The organism is Microbacterium sp. NPDC055599, from assembly GCF_053618975.1.
In genome coordinates this window covers 45342-61291 of sequence record NZ_JBSHIM010000008.1, presented here as the reverse complement: position 1 = coordinate 61291, position 15950 = coordinate 45342, and the positions used below count along the sequence as shown (strand labels likewise).

The following is a 15950-nucleotide window of genomic DNA, read 5'->3' as shown; positions in this document are numbered from 1 at the left end:
TCAGGAGCGCTCGTCCAGCAGGGCGCGCACTCCGGCCTCGAGCTCGGCGACGGCCGCAGCCGCTCCCTCCGCCGAGTCGCCCCGCGCATCGATGTACACCTTGAGCTTCGGCTCCGTGCCGCTCGGGCGGACGATGACGCGCGAGCCGTCGCTCAGCCGGTACCGGAGCACGTCGCCCGACGGCTGACCGTCCGCGGCGTTCAGCAGGTCCTCCGCCGAGGCGATGGAGCGCCCGCCGATCTGCGTGGGCGGCAGGGTCCGCAGCGCCAGCATGACGGTGCCGATGAGGGCCAGATCGGCCACGCGCACCGACACCTGGGCGCTCGCGAAGTGCCCGTAGGTGTCGCCGAGCTCGCGGAGCAGATCCGCGATGGTCGCGCCGCGCCCGCGCGCCTCCGCGGCGAGCCCGAGCAGCGCCACGGCGGCGGAGATGCCGTCCTTGTCCCGCACGGTCTCGGGGTTGACGAGGTAGCCGAGCGCCTCCTCGAAACCGAACACGATGCCCGGGGCCCGCGAGATCCACTTGAAGCCGGTGAGCGTCTCGTGGAAGTCGAGGCCGTGGTGCGCGGCGACCGCGCCGAGACCGGGGGAGGAGACCAGCGAGCAGGCCAGCGAGGCTCCGGGCATGCCGGCGGCCGCACGGGCGGCGCGGGCGCCGAGCAGCAGGCCCACCTCGTTGCCGGTGAGCCGGCGCCAGCCCTCCGGCGCGGTGTCGTCGGGAATCGCCACGGCGAGCCGGTCGGCGTCCGGGTCGTTCGCGAGGATGAGGTCGGCGCGCGTCCGCCGGGCCTTCGCGAACGCGAGGTCCATGGCACCCGGCTCTTCCGGGTTGGGGAACGACACCGTGTGGAAGGTGGCGTCGGGGCGCAGCTGCTCGTCGACCACGAGCGGCTGCGGGTAGCCCGCGGCCTTCACGATGCGCGACACCGTCTCCCAGCCCACGCCGTGCATGGCCGTGTACACCCACCGCAGCCCGGCCGCGTCGTCCGGAGCCGGGGCCACGGCGGCGGTCGCGGCGATATAGGCCTCGACCACGTCTTCGCCCGCCGTCTCGTACTCCGTGGAGCGCGGCAGCGACCGCACGTCTCCGGCGTCTGCGACCCGCTGGATGTGCGCGGCGATCTCGGCGTCCGCGGGGGCCACGATCTGCGAGCCCTGGTCGGCGCCGCCGAGGTACACCTTGTAGCCGTTGTCGTTCGGCGGGTTGTGGCTCGCCGTCACCATCACCCCGGCGGCGGCGTCGAGGTGGCGTACGGCGAAGGCCAGCACCGGGGTCGGCAGCAGGCGCGGCAGCAGGATCGCGCGCAGTCCCGCCCCGGCGAAGAGCTCGGCAGAGTCCTGCGCGAACACCCGGGAGTTGCGTCGGCCGTCGTAGCCGATCACGACGGTGGGCGTGCCGCCCCCCGCGCGCTCGCGGAGGTACGCGGCGAACCCGGCCGCGGCCTGGGCGACGAGCACCCTGTTCATCCGGTTGCTCCCGGCGCCGAGCTCACCGCGCAGTCCGGCCGTGCCGAACGCGAGCCGACGGCCGAAGCGGTCGTCCAGGTCGGCGACGGCCGCGGCGTCTCCCGCGGCGGCCCTGGTCACGACGCCGGCGAGTTCGTCCCTGGTCTGCGGGTCGGGGTCCTGCCGCAGCCAGGCGCGGGCCTGCGCGAGCCGCTCCTCGCTCACAGGGCCTCGACCACCCTCGCCAGCAGTGCGGAGATCACCGGCTCCGCCTCCCGCCCGGCCTCGATCACCTCGGCATGGCTGAGCGGTGTCTGCTGGATGCCGGCGGCGAGGTTCGTGATGAGCGAGAACCCGAGGATCTCCATGCCCGCCTCGCGCGCCGCGATGGCCTCCAGCGCGGTGGACATGCCGACGATGTGCCCGCCGATCGCCTTCGCCATCTGCACCTCGGCCGGGGTCTCGTAGTGCGGACCGCGGAACTGCGTGTAGACGCCCTCGTCCAGGCCGGGGTCGATGCTCCGAGCGACGTCGCGCAGACGCTTCGCGTACAGGTCGGTGAGGTCGATGAACGTCGCCCCCTCGAGCGGCGAGTCGGCGGTCAGGTTGATGTGGTCGCTGATCAGCACCGGCTGGCCGGGCTTCCAGGTCTCGCGGATGCCGCCGGCACCGTTGGTGAGCACCATGATCTTCGCCCCCGTCGCAGCGGCCGTTCGCACGCTGTGCACCACGCGACGCACGCCGTGGTTCTCGTAGTAGTGGGTGCGCGCGCCGATCACCAGCACGTTCTTCCCGCCGGGGGTGCGGATGCTGCGCAGCGTCCCGACGTGTCCCTCGAGGGCGGGCTTGGAGAATCCGGTGACCTCGGTCGCGGGGATCGTGGCGACCGTCTCGCCGATGAGGTCGGCGGCCTTGCCCCAGCCGCTGCCGAGCGTGAGGGCGATGTCGTGCTTCTCGACGCCGGTGAGGCGCGCGATGTCGGAGGCGGCCGCGGCGGCCACCTCGAACGGGTTCGCGGAGGGGTCGTCGAGGGGGTTGCTGTGCGTTTCAGGCATGGATCCACTCTAGGAAGGTGCAGGCTCGGGGGCCAGGATTGGGGAAGAATGGAAAGCATGTCTTCCACCACTTTCGAGCGCACTCAGCGCGTCGCCGTGCTCGGCGGCGGACCCGGCGGTTACGAGGCGGCCCTCGCGGCCGCCCAGCTCGGAGCCGAGGTCACCCTGGTCGAGCGCGTGGGGGTGGGCGGCTCGGCCGTGCTCACCGATGTGGTGCCGTCGAAGAGTCTCATCGCGACCGCCGACGCCGCGGTCGCGATCTCCGAGGCGAGCGACCTCGGCGTGAACTTCTACGCGAAGGGCGAGAACGGCAAGCCGCTCAAGCCCGAGATCGCGATCAACCTCGCCGCGGTCAACAAGCGGCTGGTCGCGCTGGCCGGGCAGCAGTCCGAGGACATGCGCACGACCCTTCTCGACGCGGGCGTGCGCATCCTCTCCGGCCACGGTCGTCTGGAGGGTCCGAACGCGATCGTCGTCTCGACGGGGGAGCGCGGCACCGACTTCGACCGCGTCGAGGCGGACACCATCGTGGTCGCTGTCGGCGCGTCGCCGCGCGAGCTCGACTCCGCCAAGCCCGACGGCAGGCGCATCCTCACGTGGACGCAGCTGTACGACATGAAGGCGCTTCCCGAGCACCTCATCGTGGTCGGCTCCGGAGTCACCGGCGCCGAGTTCGCCTCCGCCTACATGAACCTCGGCGCGAAAGTCACCCTCGTCTCCAGCCGCGAGCAGGTGCTCCCCGGCGAGGATCAGGACGCCGCCCGGGTGCTGGAGAAGGTGTTCAAGCGCGGCGGCATGCAGGTGCTGTCGAAGTCCCGCGCCGAGAAGGTGGAGGTCACGGGCGACGGCGTGACGGTGACGCTGTCCGACGGCCGCACGGTCGAGGGCAGCCATTGCCTCATGGCGGTCGGCTCGATCCCGAACACCGCGGGCATCGGGCTGGAGGAAGCGGGCGTCGAGCTCGACGACTCCGGCCACGTGCGCGTGAACCGGGTGGCCCGCACGTCGGTGCCGAACGTGTACGCGGTGGGCGACTGCACGAACTTCTTCCCCCTGGCCTCGGTGGCCTCGATGCAGGGCCGCACGGCGGTGTTCCATGCCCTCGGCGACATCGTGATCCCGCTCGAGCTCATCAAGATCACGTCGAACATCTTCACCGCCCCGGAGATCGCCACGGTCGGCTACGGGGTGAAGGACGTGGAGGACGGCCTGGCCGACGGCATGGTCTACAAGCTGCCCCTCGCCGCCAACCCGCGCGCGAAGATGATGGGTATCAAGGACGGGTTCGTCAAGCTCATCGCCCGCAAGGGCTCCGGCACCGTGATCGGCGGCGTGATCGTCGCGCCGAAGGCATCCGAGCTGATCTACCCGATTGCGATCGCCGTCGAACGGCGCCTCACGGTCGACCAGGTCTCGCGCGTGTTCGCGGCCTACCCGTCGCTGTCCAGCAGCATCACCGATGCGAGCCGGGCCATGCACCTGGTGAACATCTCCTGAGTCCCGCTCCTCCGGGCACACGGAAAGGGCACCCCGCCGCGGCGGGGTGCCCTTTCCTGTGTGTTCCGGGTGTCAGCTGATGGTGAGGAGCTGGTGCCCGGCGGAGACCGTGGCCCCGGCGTCGGCGTTGATGTTGCCCACCACGCCGTCCTTGTGCGCCTGCAGCGGCTGCTCCATCTTCATGGCCTCGAGCACGACGACCAGGTCGCCCTTGACGACCTGCTGGCCGTCCTCGACCGCGACCTTCACGACCGTGGCCTGCATGGGCGACTTGACGGCGTCGCCGGAGGCGCCGGCGTTCGCGGTGGTGGTGTGGCTGCGGCGCGACGGCGGCACGACAGCGGGCCGTCCGGACGAGCCGGCGGAGACCGCGACGCGGTCGGGGAGGCTCACCTCGAGGCGCTTGCCCCCGACCTCGACGACCACCGTGTGCCGTGCACCTGCGGCGGCGGGGGACTCCAGTTCGCCGTCCCACGCGGGGATGTCGTTGTCGAACTCGGTCTCGATCCAGCGCGTGTAGACGCCGAAGTCGCCGTCCTCCGCCGTGAAGGCGGCGTCGCGCACCACCTTGCGGTGGAACGGGATGACGGTGGGGAGACCCGCGACCTCGAACTCGTCCAGGGCGCGGCGCGAGCGCTCGAGCGCCTCGGCACGGTCCTTGCCGGTGACGATGATCTTCGCGAGCAGGGAGTCGAAGGCGCCAGAGACGGAGTCGCCAGCGGTCACGCCGGAGTCGAGGCGGATCCCGGGGCCGCCGAACGTCTTGAACACGTGGATCGGGCCCGGCTGGGGGAGGAAGCCGCGACCCGGGTCCTCGCCGTTGATGCGGAACTCGATCGAGTGGCCCTGCGGCTGGGGGTCGTCGTAGTCGATGGTGCCGCCCGCGGCGATGCGGAACTGCTCGCGCACAAGGTCGATGCCCGTGACCTCCTCCGACACCGGGTGCTCGACCTGGAGGCGCGTGTTGACCTCGAGGAACGAGACCGTGCCGTCGGCGCCGATCAGGAACTCGCACGTCCCCGCGCCCACGTAGCCGACCTCCTTGAGGATGGCCTTCGACGCGGTGTAGAGCTGCTCGTTCTGCTCCGGGGTGAGGAACGGGGCCGGAGCCTCCTCGACGAGCTTCTGGTGACGGCGCTGCAGCGAGCAGTCGCGCGTGGAGATGACGACGACGTTGCCCGCGGCGTCGGCCAGGCACTGGGTCTCGACGTGGCGCGGCTTGTCGAGGTACTTCTCGACGAAGCACTCGCCGCGACCGAAGGCCGCGACCGCCTCGCGCGTGGCCGACTCGAACAGTTCGGCGACCTCGTCGAGCTCACGGGCGACCTTGAGCCCGCGTCCGCCACCGCCGTACGCGGCCTTGATGGCGATGGGCAGGCCGTACTCCTTCGCGAACGCCACGACCTCGTCGGCGCCGGCGACGGGGCCGGGGGTGCCGGGGGCGAGCGGGGCGCCGACCTTCTCGGCGACGTGACGCGCGGTGACCTTGTCGCCGAGGGCCTCGATGGCCTCGGGCGACGGGCCGATCCAGGTGATGCCCGCGTCGATCACGGCGCGTGCGAACTCGGCGTTCTCGGCGAGGAAGCCGTAGCCGGGGTGCACGGCGTCGGCACCGGCGCGGCGGGCGACGGAGAGGATCTTGTCGATCTGGAGGTAGGTCTCGGCGCTGGTCGAGCCGCTCAGCGCGTAGGCCTCGTCGGCGAGACGCACGTGCAGCGCGTCACGGTCCTGGTCGGCGTAGACGGCGACCGAGGCGATCCCGGAGTCGCGTGCGGCACGGATGATGCGGACGGCGATCTCGCCGCGGTTGGCGATGAGCACCTTGGCGATTGCAGGCATGCTTGCCAGCCTAGCGAGTAGCCCCCCGATCCCTTTGACGACTCTCGACAAGAAACGATCGAAAACGTGGAGGGGAGTCTACGACCACAGGTCGGTCCAGCGGACCCCGAGCTCACCCGCCAGGCGGCGCACGGTCGACAGGGACATGCCGACCACGGTGGACGGGTCGCCCTCCACACGGGTGATGAAGGCACCGCCCAGGCTGTCGACCGTGAAGGCACCGGCCACGAGCAGGGGCTCACCCGACGCGACATAGGCGGCGATCTCCGCGTCGTCCAGGTCGTCGGCGAAGGTCACCGCGGCCTCCGCGACGGCGGTCGCCTCCACCGGGGTCGCACCGGGGGAGACCCGGAAGACGGAGTGCCCGGAGTGCAGCACCCCGGTGGCGCCGCGCATCTCCTGCCAGCGGCGCGTCGCCTCCTCGGGGGTATACGGCTTCCCGTACACGCGTCCGGCGAGCTCGAACATCGAGTCGCCGCCGATCACCAGGCCGTCGAAGTCGCCGTCGGCGCTCAGCCGCTCGGCGACGGCCGCCGCCTTGGCCCTGGCGAGCAGCAGCACCAGGTCGGCGGGTGCGAGCGGGCCCACGCGCTCCTCGGCCGCGGCGGCGAGGGCGTCCTCGTCGACGTCCGGCGCGAGGGTGAGCGGCTCGATGCCGGCCTGGCGCAGCAGCATGAGCCGGGCGGGAGACGTGGAGGCGAGGCAGACGCGCATGTGCACCACCGTATCCTCGAAGGATGACTTCCTCCGCAGCCGACGTGCTCGAACTCGACATCACCGGCATCGCCCACGGAGGGACCTTCGTCGCCCGTCACGAGGGTCGTGTGGTGTTCGTCTCCGACGCGATCCCCGGAGAGCGCGTGCGGGCGCGGCTGCTCATCCCCGCGGGTGATGCGGACGCGGACACGCGCAGCTTCTGGCGCGCCGAGACGGTCGAGGTGGTCGAGGCCTCCCCGCACCGGCGCCCGCACCTGTGGCCGGAGGCCGACGTGTCGCGCGACCCCGCCGACCGTCCGGGCGGCGCCGACCTGGGCCACATCGAGCTCGGGCAGCAGCGTGTCCTGAAGCGCCAGGTGCTGAGCGAGGCGTTCGACCGCTTCGCCGGCGCCGGGCTGGAGGCGCCGGAGATCGAGGCCGTGGAGTCCGGAGACGGTGCGCGCTGGCGCACCAGGGTGACCCTGCACGTGGACGACCGCGGTGTCGTCGGCCCGTTCGCGGCGCGCAGCCACCGCGTGGTGCCGGTCGGCTCGTACCCGCTTGCGCGGCCGGCGGTCGAGGCCGCCGCTCTCGCGCTCGACGGTGGTGAGCCGGGCCGCATCGAGCTCGTCGAGCCGGCCGACGGCGAGGTCCGGGTGCTGCGTCACCCCGAGTCCGAGCGGCGGGCTCCGCGCCGAGGCCGCCGACCCGCGCCCGAGGTCGTGCACGAGCGCGCGGGCGACCGTGTGTTCCAGGTCGACGCCGGCGGCTTCTGGCAGGTGCACCCGCGCGCGGCCTCGGTGCTCGACGCCGCCGTCTACGGGCTGCTCGACGGGCGGGTGGACCCGGGGGCGACGCACTACGACCTGTACGGCGGGGTGGGACTGTTCGCCCGCACGCTGGCGGATCTGGGCGGCACCGACATCGTCACCGTCGAGTCGAGCAGGCGGGCGACCGAGCACGCCAAGGTCAATCTCGCTCCGGTCGAGGTGTCGGCGGTGACCGCCAGGGTCGACCGTTTCCTCTCCGGCGCGTCGAGCCGCGGTCGTACGGGCGCCGTGGTGCTCGACCCGCCGCGCGCCGGTGCGGGTCGCGCGGTCGTCGAGGGTGTGCACGCGCTCGCCCCGGAGGCGGTCGTGTACGTGGCGTGCGACCCGGTGGCGCTCGCCCGCGACCTCGGCACGTTCCGCGAGCTCGGGTGGCGGGTGGGGACGCTGCGCGGCTTCGACCTGTTCCCGCACTCGCATCACTTCGAGGTCGTCGCGCTCCTCACCCGCTGACGGCGCGGCGACCCGCGAGCGGGACTCAGTAGGCTGTGGGCATGAGCACCGTCGCCCTCATCGACGACCACGAGTCCGTCCGCCTCGGTCTCGAGGCCGCGTTCGCCCGCGACGGGCAGACCGTGGTGTTCTCCGGCAGCACGGTGGGGTCGTATCTGACGTGGCGGTCCAGCGCGGTCGTGCCGCCCGCCGACGTGGTGGTGCTCGACCTCACCCTCGGTGACGGGACGACCGTGACCGAGAACGTCACCTCGCTCGTGGCAGACGGGGCGAGCGTGGTCATCCACAGCGTCGCCGACCGGCCGGCCGCGGTGCGGGAGGCGCTCGCGGCGGGTGCCGCCGGCGTGGTCAGCAAGTCCTCGGCCCTCGACGACGTGCTCGACGCGATCCGCACGGTCGCCCAGGGCGAGGCGTTGAACAATGTCGAGTGGGCGAGTGCGGTGGACGGCGACCGGGCCTTCGCGGATGCCCAGCTCTCCACGCGAGAGCGCGAGGTCCTGCGGCTGTATGCCACGGGGCTGCCGCTGAAGGCGGTCGCCGAGCGGCTCGGCGTCGCCTACTCCACCGCGAAGGAGAACATCACCCGCATCCGGGTCAAGTACGTCGAGGTCGGGCGGCCCGCCCCCACCAAGGTCGACCTGTTGCGACGGGCGATGGAGGACGGCATCGTGGCCGCCGACGGGGCGCCGAGTGCCCACTGAGCCGCTCAGCGTCCGCGACGCCTGGAGCAAGATCCCGTCTCCCGGCAGCGTGGAGAGCGGTTTCGAGCGCTTCACGTCGAAGCGGATGGAGCGGATCCTCGCGATCGTGGTGGCGCTGGGCTCGGCGGTGCTCGGCGTGCAGGCGCTCATCGCCGCGATCGCGACCCTGTCCAGGGCCGATGTGCCGCACATGCTCCTGCTCGTGGTCGTCTTCGTCCCGCTCATCGTCATGCTCGTGGCGTGCCTGGTCGGCCGCGCGGTACGCGTCGCCGCGGGGATCTTCGCGGTGGTCTACGTGGTCGCGCTCGCCGCGTGGCCCGTCGTCGTCGACCCCGCCGACAAGGTCGCCGGCGCGCAGCCCTGGATCTTCTTCCTGGTGAACGTCGGGGTGGTCGCCGCGATGCTGGCCTTCCCGCTTCGGCTGCAGTTCGCGTGGGCGGTGGGCGTGCCGTTCGTGTACGGCTACGTCCGGCTGGTGCAGGGCGGGTTCTCGCGCGAGTTCTGGGTCACGACCGCGTTCGACGTGTCGTTCACGCTGATCCTGGGCGTGGTCATCGTGTCGCTCGGCTGGATGTTCCGGTCGGTGGCGGGAGGCGTCGACGAGGCGAGGGGCACGGCGGTGGCGTCCTACGCCACCGCGGCCGCCGCGGCCGCCGCGGAGGAGGAGCGGGTGGCGATGTCGGCGCTCATGCACGACAGCGTGCTCGCCGCGCTGATCGCCGCGGAGCGTGCGGACGGGGAGAGGGCACAGGAGCTCGCGGTCGCGATGGCCAGGGAGGCGCTGACGCGGCTGGCCAACACGGAGGCCGCGGTGGCGGAGGAGGGCAGCGACGAACCGGTCGGCACCGCACAGATCGTCGTCGAGCTGCGCCGGGCGCTGTCGGAGCTCGGCGCGGACGCCATCGTCGAGGAGCGCGGAGGCATCGGCCTCATCCCCGGACGTGCCGCCAGAGCACTGGTGCTCGCGGCGCGGCAGGCGATCGGCAACGCGGTGACGCACGCGCACGGACGTGGACTGCACATCGTCGCGGAAGGCCACGGCGACGAGGGGATCGCGGTCACGATCTCCGACCACGGCCCCGGCTTCGACGTCGACGCGATCGGCCCCGACCGGCTGGGCATCCGCGCATCGATCCTCGCGCGCATGGCCGGTGTCGCCGGCACCGCGCAGATCGTGTCGGATGAGGGCGGCACGACGGTCACGCTCGGATGGGAGCGCTCGTGAACCGGACGGTGCGCAGTGTCGCGACGTCGCTGGCCGTGGGCTTCGCGCTGTACTTCGTCGCGCGTGGTGTCTGGTGGATCGAGCAGCCGACGGCACCGCTGCTCATGGTGCTTGGTATCGGACTGTTCCTCGCGGTGGTCACCGTCGCGATCCTCGGGCATCCCGCGACCGTGCGGATGCCGCTGTGGACGTCGCTGCTCGCGCTGGCGGCGACCGCGGTGATCCCGGTCCTGGTCACCGTGTCCCTCGACCCCGCCGACCGTACGGCACCGTTCGCCACGTGGTACATCGGCGGCCTCGGGTTGCTGGCCGTCGTGTGCGTCGTTCGGCGGCGACCCGTCATCGGGTGGTCGGCCCTGGTGATCCTGGTCGCCACGGCGTCTGCGGCGCTCGGCGTCGGCGTCGCTCTGAACCTGGGCGTGGTCGGCTCGATCATGTGGGTGGTGGTCGCGCAGCTCCTGGTGATGTTCTGGGACAGGGCGGTCAGGGACACGGAGCGGCTCTCCGAGATCCAGCAGGCGGTGTCGGCCTGGCACGCCACGCAGCGCGTGCGGCAGCGGGAGCGGCGACTGCGCACGCAGTTCGCCCTCGCCGTCGCCGGGCCCGTGCTGAGTCGGGTCGTCGCCACGCGCGGTGCGCTGGACGAGGACGAGCGGCTGGAGGCGCGACTGGCGGAGGGGCGGCTGCGCGACGAGCTGCGCGGGGCGGACCTGCTGAACGACGACGTCCGCGATGCGATCGAGGCCGCCCGTCGACGCGGTGCATCGGTGACGGTGTTCGACGAGGGCGGGCTGGACGGCATCGGTGAGGACCGACGGATCGAGATCCGGGACGAGCTGGCGCAGGTGCTGCGCTCGGCGGGGACCGGCCGCATCATCATCCGCTCCGCCAAAGACCCCCTGGTGGCGGTCACCGTGGTGGGTCGTGCCGGACGGCGCGCAGCGGACGACGACTCGGTCGACCTGTGGCACGAGATCGTGCGCGAGGCGGGCAGCGAGCCCGCACGGCGGTCGTGAGGAGAGTGGGCGAGGGGCGGCGATATCGCCTGCCCCTCGCCGTGCGGACAGTTACCCGAAAACCGTCCGCTGGTGGCCGATCAGCGTCTGTCTACCCTGGGACAGAGAGACCAGCCGAACGCGAAGCGTCCCCTTCAGTCTGCGGGGTCGTCAACACCTTGTCTGTAGGTATTTTGGGGGACACGCGCAGCGACGCGTGAGGAGGATCATCGAACGATGGGTACACGGCGGGGAACCAACCTTCCGCGGATGGGCGACTTCAACCAGTCGGTCATCCTCGAGGCGGTCCGGCATGCGGTCGATGGGCTGAGCCGTATCGAGCTGGCGCAGGTCACCGGGCTCTCGGCCCAGACCGTGACGAACATCACGCGCCGGCTGCTCGACGAGGGGCTCATCCGGGAAGCCGGTCGGACCATCAGCGGACCGGGCAAGCCGCGGGTCATGCTGCGGCTGGTGGAGGAGAGCAGGTTCGCGGTCGGCGTGCACCTCGATCCGGCGGTGACGACCTTCGTGCTGCTCGACCTCGCCGGGGAGGTCGTGCGGCGGTCGAGCATGGCGACGCCCGCTGAGGCCCCGTCGTTGATCCTGGCCGATCTCGCGGCGCAGATCGAGGAGCTCGTCGAGGGCTCGGGAGTGCCGCGCGAGCGGATCGCGGGGGTGGGCGTGGCTGCTCCGGGACCGCTCGACGCCACCCGGGGCACGGTCATCGATCCTCCCAAGCTGCCCGGCTGGCACCGGGTGGCACTGCAGGACGATCTGGCGGCCGCGATCGGCTTGCCGGTCGTGCTGGAGAAGGACACCACGGCAGCGGCTGTCGGCGAGCTGTGGACGCGGCGCGGGCCGTCCGACGACTCGTTCGTGTTCCTCTATCTCGGTACCGGCCTCGGCGCCGCCGTGGTGCGAGACGGCGAGGCGGTGCGTGGCAGCACCCGCAACCTCGGGGAGATCGGGCACATCGTGGTCGATCCGGAGGGGCCGAGGTGTGCGTGCGGCTCGCGGGGCTGCGTCGACGTGGTGTGCACCCCCGAGGCGATCGTGGAACGGGCGGAGCAGCTCGGGGTTCTCGCCGGAGGTCGGCGCCCCGGGGACAGGGCCGCACTCGACGCGAGCCTCACCGAACTGTGTGTCAGGGCCGCGGCCGGGGAGGCGTCGGCGGGGGCTGTCGTGCAGCGTGCCGCCGAACACCTGGCGACGCTGACGCTCGTGCTCACGGACCTGCTCGACGTGGACCGGGTGGTGTTCGGCGGTCCGTTCTGGAGACGCCTCGCCGACCTGTCGCTGCCGGAGGTCGCCGCGCGGCTCGCGCGGTCCAGCGCGACGCGAGCCGTCCGGGCGCTCCCGGTGCAGAGCACGGTGGTGGGCGACGACGTCGGTGCGGTCGGCGCGGCGTGCGTCGTTCTCGATTCCATGCTCACGCCGCGCACGTCCGACCTTCTGCTGGGCCGGTGAACGTGCCTCCGGCCGAGCCCGTCAGCCTCGGCCGGAGAAGCGGCCCCAGGGGATGTCGCGGCGCAGGGGACGCCGGAGCGGGCGCTGCGTGCGTTCCCACGCGGAGACGCGCGGCTCGTCGACCGTCGCCTCCGCCTGTTCGGTGGCGTAGGCGTCTCCGATCACGGCGATGAGGGCGGCGAGCTCTTCCTCCGTCGCCGTGCCCCGGGTGATCTCGAGCATCGGAGGGGCCGCTGCCGTGCCCTCCGCCGCAGCGTCCTGCGCCGTCACAGCGGGATGTTCCCGTGCTTCTTGGGCGGCAGCTCGGCCCTCTTGCCGCGCAGAGCGCGCAGGGCCTTCGCCACGGACACCCGGGTGTTGGCCGGCTCGATGATGCCGTCGAGCTCCCCCCGCTCTGCGGCGAGGAAGGGGGATGCGACGTTGTACGTGTACTCGTTCGCGAGTCGCGTCCGGACCGCGGCGACGTCCTCCCCGGCCTCCTCGGCCTTCTTGATCTCCCCGCGGTACAGGATGTTGACGGCGCCCTGGCCGCCCATGACGGCGATCTCGGCGGTCGGCCAGGCCAGGTTCACGTCGGCACCGAGCTGCTTGGACCCCATGACGATGTAGGCGCCGCCGTACGCCTTGCGCAGGATGACCGTGACGAGCGGGACCGTCGCCTCCGCGTACGCGTACAGCAGCTTGGCGCCGCGGCGGATCACGCCGGTCCACTCCTGGTCGGTGCCGGGAAGGTAGCCGGGCACGTCCACGAGCGTCACGATCGGGATGGAGAACGCGTCGCAGAACCGCACGAAGCGACTGGCCTTCTCGCCCGCCTCGATGTTGAGGGTCCCCGCCATCTGCGAGGGCTGGTTGGCGATGATGCCGACGGAACGTCCCTCGATGCGGCCGAAGCCGATCACGATGTTCGGCGCGAAGAGCGGCTGCACCTCGAGGAAGTCGCCGTCGTCGACGACGTGCTCGATGACGGTGTGGATGTCGTACGGCTGGTTGGGGGAGTCGGGGACGATCGTGTTGAGCGTGCGGTCGGCGTCGGTGGTCTCGAACTCGAACGCGCTCTCGTACGAGGGGAGCTCCGCCATGTTGTTGTCGGGCAGGAAGCCGAGGAGCGTGCGCGCGTAGTCGATCGCATCGTCCTCGTCCTCCGCGAGGTAGTGCGCCACGCCCGAACGCGTGTTGTGCGTGTAGGCGCCGCCCAGTTCCTCCATGCCGACGTCCTCGCCGGTCACGGTCTTGATCACGTCGGGACCGGTCACGAACATCTGGCTGGTCTTGTCGACCATGATGACGAAGTCGGTGAGCGCGGGGGAGTACACGGCGCCGCCCGCGGCCGGGCCCATGATGATGGAGATCTGGGGGATCACGCCGGACGCGCGGGTGTTCAGGCGGAAGATCTCGCCGTACTTCCCGAGCGCGACCACGCCCTCCTGGATGCGCGCGCCACCCGAGTCGAGGATGCCGATGCACGGCATGCCTCCGGCGAGGGCGAACTCCATGATCTTGACGATCTTCTCGCCCGCGACCTCGCCCAGCGAGCCGCCGAACGTCGAGAAGTCCTGGGAGTAGACCGCGACGGTGCGCCCGTGGATGGTGCCGACGCCCGTGACCACGGAGTCGCCGTAGGGGCGCGAGCGGTCCATGCCGAAGGCGGTCGTGCGGTGGCGCACGTACTCGTCGAACTCGACGAAGCTCCCGGGGTCGACGAGGAGTTCGATGCGCTCGCGGGCGGTCATCTTGCCCTTCGCGTGCTGCTTCTCCTTCGCCTTCGCCTCGGCGTCGACGACGGCCTCGGTGTAGCGGGCGCGGAGATCCGCGATCTTGCCGGCGGTGGTAAAGAGGTCGGGCTTGTCCGTCACGGATTCCACCCTAGCGTCGCCGTCGTCGCGTCCGTTGGATGCTCGGCACAACGGGTCGGGCGATCCTTTGGTGAGGTGCGCGCCCTGCCGTCACCGCTCGGCGGTGTCCGCACCCGGACGCTCGGGCAGGCTGTGGTCGCCCGCGACCTCGCCCTCGCCCTCGCCCTCGCCCTCGTCGAGCTCCGCGACCGCGTCCCCGCGACGTCGCCCCGCGACCTCGCCCATGCGGTGGCCCACCCAGCCCGCTCCACGAGCGACCGTTCCGGCTGCTCCCGCGACCGCGTTGCCGGCGTAGCGGGCTCCGCGGAGCATGCGCAGCTCCAGCTTCTCCGCACCCGGCACCGGCTCCAGCTCCGAGGGCAGATCGACGGGGGCTGCCCCGAACGCCCGGTGCGAGGTCGTCAGCACGCGGCGGCCCAGGAGGTGGTTGCCTGCCCCGCCGATCGCCGCGCCGATACCGAACGGCATGGCTTTGCCGACGAAGGATGCGCCGCCCTTCGCCGCGAACTGCTTCACGAACATGCTCTTCAACTGATCGACCAGCGGGCCGACGGCAGCACGAGGCAGCGACTTGGTCACGAGTTCGCCCCAGTACGCCGAGCGGCTGACCCCGCGCCCCGCGATCTGTCCCGCCAGCTGACCGACCAGGTCGACGCCCTCCTTGCCGAGCATCAACGTCATCACCAGCGCCCGCGCGCGGTCGGGGTTCCCGACAGCGATCCCATGGACCTCGGCCACCGACTGCGCGAAGAGCGCCGTGGACTCCACGAAACCGACCGTCTCCACGCCGGACAGCGCGAGTGTGACGCCGGTGCCGATCCCGGGGACCACCGCGGTCGCACCGACGGCGGCGCCGCCGACCGTGACCGCCGCGAGGTACCGCCGCTCCAGGATGCGGATGATCTCCGCGGGCGTGGCGTGCGGGTGGCGAAGGCGGATGCTCCGGATGTGCGCCAGGACGAGCGGTCGCTGGATAGAGAGAACGCGGTCGAGGCCGCGCACCATCATCGGGTGTTCGGGTGAGCCGGTCGGCGGGATGCCTTTGTCCCACGGGGCGTCATCCGGCAGGGAGTGGATCTTGTGCACCTTGGGGGCCATGGCGCCGATCCTACGGAATTCCACCGCGAAAACACCGAGAGCCCCGGTCCGCGGGGGACAGGGGATCTCGGTGTCGTGGAATCAGACGAAGAGGTTCGCGCGCTCCAGGTCTTCTGCGAAGTCGACCTCGACCGCGTAGAGGTCCGAGACGTCCATCGGCTCGAGCAGCAGGCCGTCTTCGGCGATCGCGAGCTCGAGGCCGCGCTCGAAGTAGTCCTGGTCCTCGACTCGCTGCAGCTGACGCATGAACGCCTTCTTCTCGCGGGACGAGATGTAGTTGATGCCGACTGCCTCGCCGAGCCCGCCCTTGACGGTCTTGGACAGCTCCTTGATGTAGCCCTCGGCCGTGACCGTGTACTTGACCTCTTCGTCGCTCACCTTGGCGGTGTTGACGGTCACGAACGACTGGTCGCGCTCGATGTACTCCACCGCGCGGCCGAGGATCATCGGGTCGAACACGACGTCGCCGTTCATCCAGAGCACCCCGCCGCGGCCGGTGGCGCCGAGCGCACGAAGGAGGCTCTTCGACGTGTTGGTCTCGTCGTAGCGGTCGTTGTGGACGTAGTTCACGTTCGGGAACGCCTCGATGATCGTCTCGGCGCGATAGCCCACCACGGTGGTGATGCGCGCATCAGAGCCGAAGGCGGCGCGGATGTTGTCGTGCTGCTGGCGCATGATCGTGCGGCCGTCGTTGAGTTCGGTCAGCGGCTTGGGCAGCGCGCGGCCGAGTCGAGAGCCCATGCCGGCTGCGAGGATGACGGTCTGAAGAGTCACGAGTGCTCCTAAAGGAAG

14 protein-coding genes are annotated in these 15950 nt (G+C 71.5%); 6 read left to right on the top strand and 8 right to left on the bottom strand.

Features of this window, described 5'->3' with window-relative positions; all coding sequences use genetic code 11:
• Together ACWGQ1_RS09430 and ACWGQ1_RS09425 are read right to left on the bottom strand one after the other, a co-directional pair.
• Positions 1-1671, bottom strand: a complete 1671-nt coding sequence (locus ACWGQ1_RS09430; protein ID WP_452312844.1) for a phospho-sugar mutase — start codon at positions 1669-1671, stop codon at positions 1-3.
• A complete protein-coding gene (locus ACWGQ1_RS09425) occupies positions 1668-2501 on the bottom strand; it encodes a purine-nucleoside phosphorylase (RefSeq protein ID WP_136045840.1) in 834 nt (277 codons plus the stop codon). Before ACWGQ1_RS09425 ends, ACWGQ1_RS09430 begins: the two co-directional genes overlap by 4 nt.
• A 48-nt stretch (positions 2502-2549) precedes the next feature.
• On the opposite strand from ACWGQ1_RS09425, the gene ACWGQ1_RS09420 reads away from it, so the two are divergent.
• The gene (locus tag ACWGQ1_RS09420) at positions 2550-3998 is read left to right on the top strand and encodes an NAD(P)H-quinone dehydrogenase (RefSeq protein WP_136030329.1); all 1449 of its coding nucleotides are present in this window, start codon (positions 2550-2552) and stop codon (positions 3996-3998) included.
• Between the two features lie 72 nt (positions 3999-4070).
• Here the strand turns inward: ACWGQ1_RS09420 and ACWGQ1_RS09415 are convergent, their stop codons facing one another.
• Positions 4071-5837, bottom strand: a complete 1767-nt coding sequence (locus tag ACWGQ1_RS09415; protein WP_136030327.1) for an acetyl/propionyl/methylcrotonyl-CoA carboxylase subunit alpha — start codon at positions 5835-5837, stop codon at positions 4071-4073.
• Positions 5838-5915: 78 nt separating this feature from the next.
• Positions 5916-6551, bottom strand: a complete 636-nt coding sequence (locus ACWGQ1_RS09410; protein WP_241115746.1) for a Maf family protein — start codon at positions 6549-6551, stop codon at positions 5916-5918.
• Positions 6552-6574: 23 nt separating this feature from the next.
• Here ACWGQ1_RS09410 and ACWGQ1_RS09405 point away from each other — a divergent pair, with 23 nt between their 5' ends.
• The 5 genes from ACWGQ1_RS09405 (at position 6575) to ACWGQ1_RS09385 (ending at position 12204) form a co-directional block, all read left to right on the top strand.
• Positions 6575-7813: a class I SAM-dependent RNA methyltransferase gene (locus tag ACWGQ1_RS09405; RefSeq protein WP_378823894.1), complete on the top strand. Its 1239-nt coding sequence runs from the start codon at positions 6575-6577 to the stop codon at positions 7811-7813.
• Between the two features lie 41 nt (positions 7814-7854).
• The gene (locus ACWGQ1_RS09400; protein WP_136030323.1) at positions 7855-8514 is read left to right on the top strand and encodes a response regulator transcription factor; all 660 of its coding nucleotides are present in this window, start codon (positions 7855-7857) and stop codon (positions 8512-8514) included.
• Positions 8504-9739: an ATP-binding protein gene (locus ACWGQ1_RS09395; protein ID WP_452312843.1), complete on the top strand. Its 1236-nt coding sequence runs from the start codon at positions 8504-8506 to the stop codon at positions 9737-9739. Before ACWGQ1_RS09400 ends, ACWGQ1_RS09395 begins: the two co-directional genes overlap by 11 nt.
• A complete protein-coding gene (locus ACWGQ1_RS09390; RefSeq protein ID WP_206253142.1) occupies positions 9736-10755 on the top strand; it encodes a DUF962 domain-containing protein in 1020 nt (339 codons plus the stop codon). The genes ACWGQ1_RS09395 and ACWGQ1_RS09390 overlap by 4 nt, the downstream gene beginning before the upstream one ends.
• Positions 10756-10971: 216 nt before the next feature.
• Positions 10972-12204 carry an ROK family transcriptional regulator gene (locus ACWGQ1_RS09385; RefSeq protein WP_206253144.1) on the top strand — a complete coding sequence of 411 codons (1233 nt, stop codon included), beginning with the start codon at positions 10972-10974 and terminating at the stop codon, positions 12202-12204.
• A gap of 21 nt (positions 12205-12225) precedes the next feature.
• Here ACWGQ1_RS09385 and ACWGQ1_RS09380 read toward each other — a convergent pair whose 3' ends face one another.
• The 4 genes from ACWGQ1_RS09380 to ACWGQ1_RS09365 form a co-directional block, all read right to left on the bottom strand.
• Positions 12226-12474 (bottom strand): acyl-CoA carboxylase subunit epsilon, encoded by a 249-nt coding sequence (locus tag ACWGQ1_RS09380; RefSeq protein ID WP_206253146.1) that lies wholly within the window; start codon positions 12472-12474, stop codon positions 12226-12228.
• Positions 12471-14060, bottom strand: coding sequence for an acyl-CoA carboxylase subunit beta (locus tag ACWGQ1_RS09375; protein ID WP_206253148.1), 1590 nt, complete (start codon positions 14058-14060; stop codon positions 12471-12473). Before ACWGQ1_RS09375 ends, ACWGQ1_RS09380 begins: the two co-directional genes overlap by 4 nt.
• A 90-nt stretch (positions 14061-14150) precedes the next feature.
• A complete protein-coding gene (locus ACWGQ1_RS09370; protein WP_452312842.1) occupies positions 14151-15158 on the bottom strand; it encodes a hypothetical protein in 1008 nt (335 codons plus the stop codon).
• A gap of 81 nt (positions 15159-15239) precedes the next feature.
• Entirely contained in the window at positions 15240-15932 is a 693-nt protein-coding gene (locus tag ACWGQ1_RS09365) for a phosphocholine cytidylyltransferase family protein (protein WP_136030312.1), read from the bottom strand.
• Positions 15933-15950: the final 18 nt, after the last annotated feature.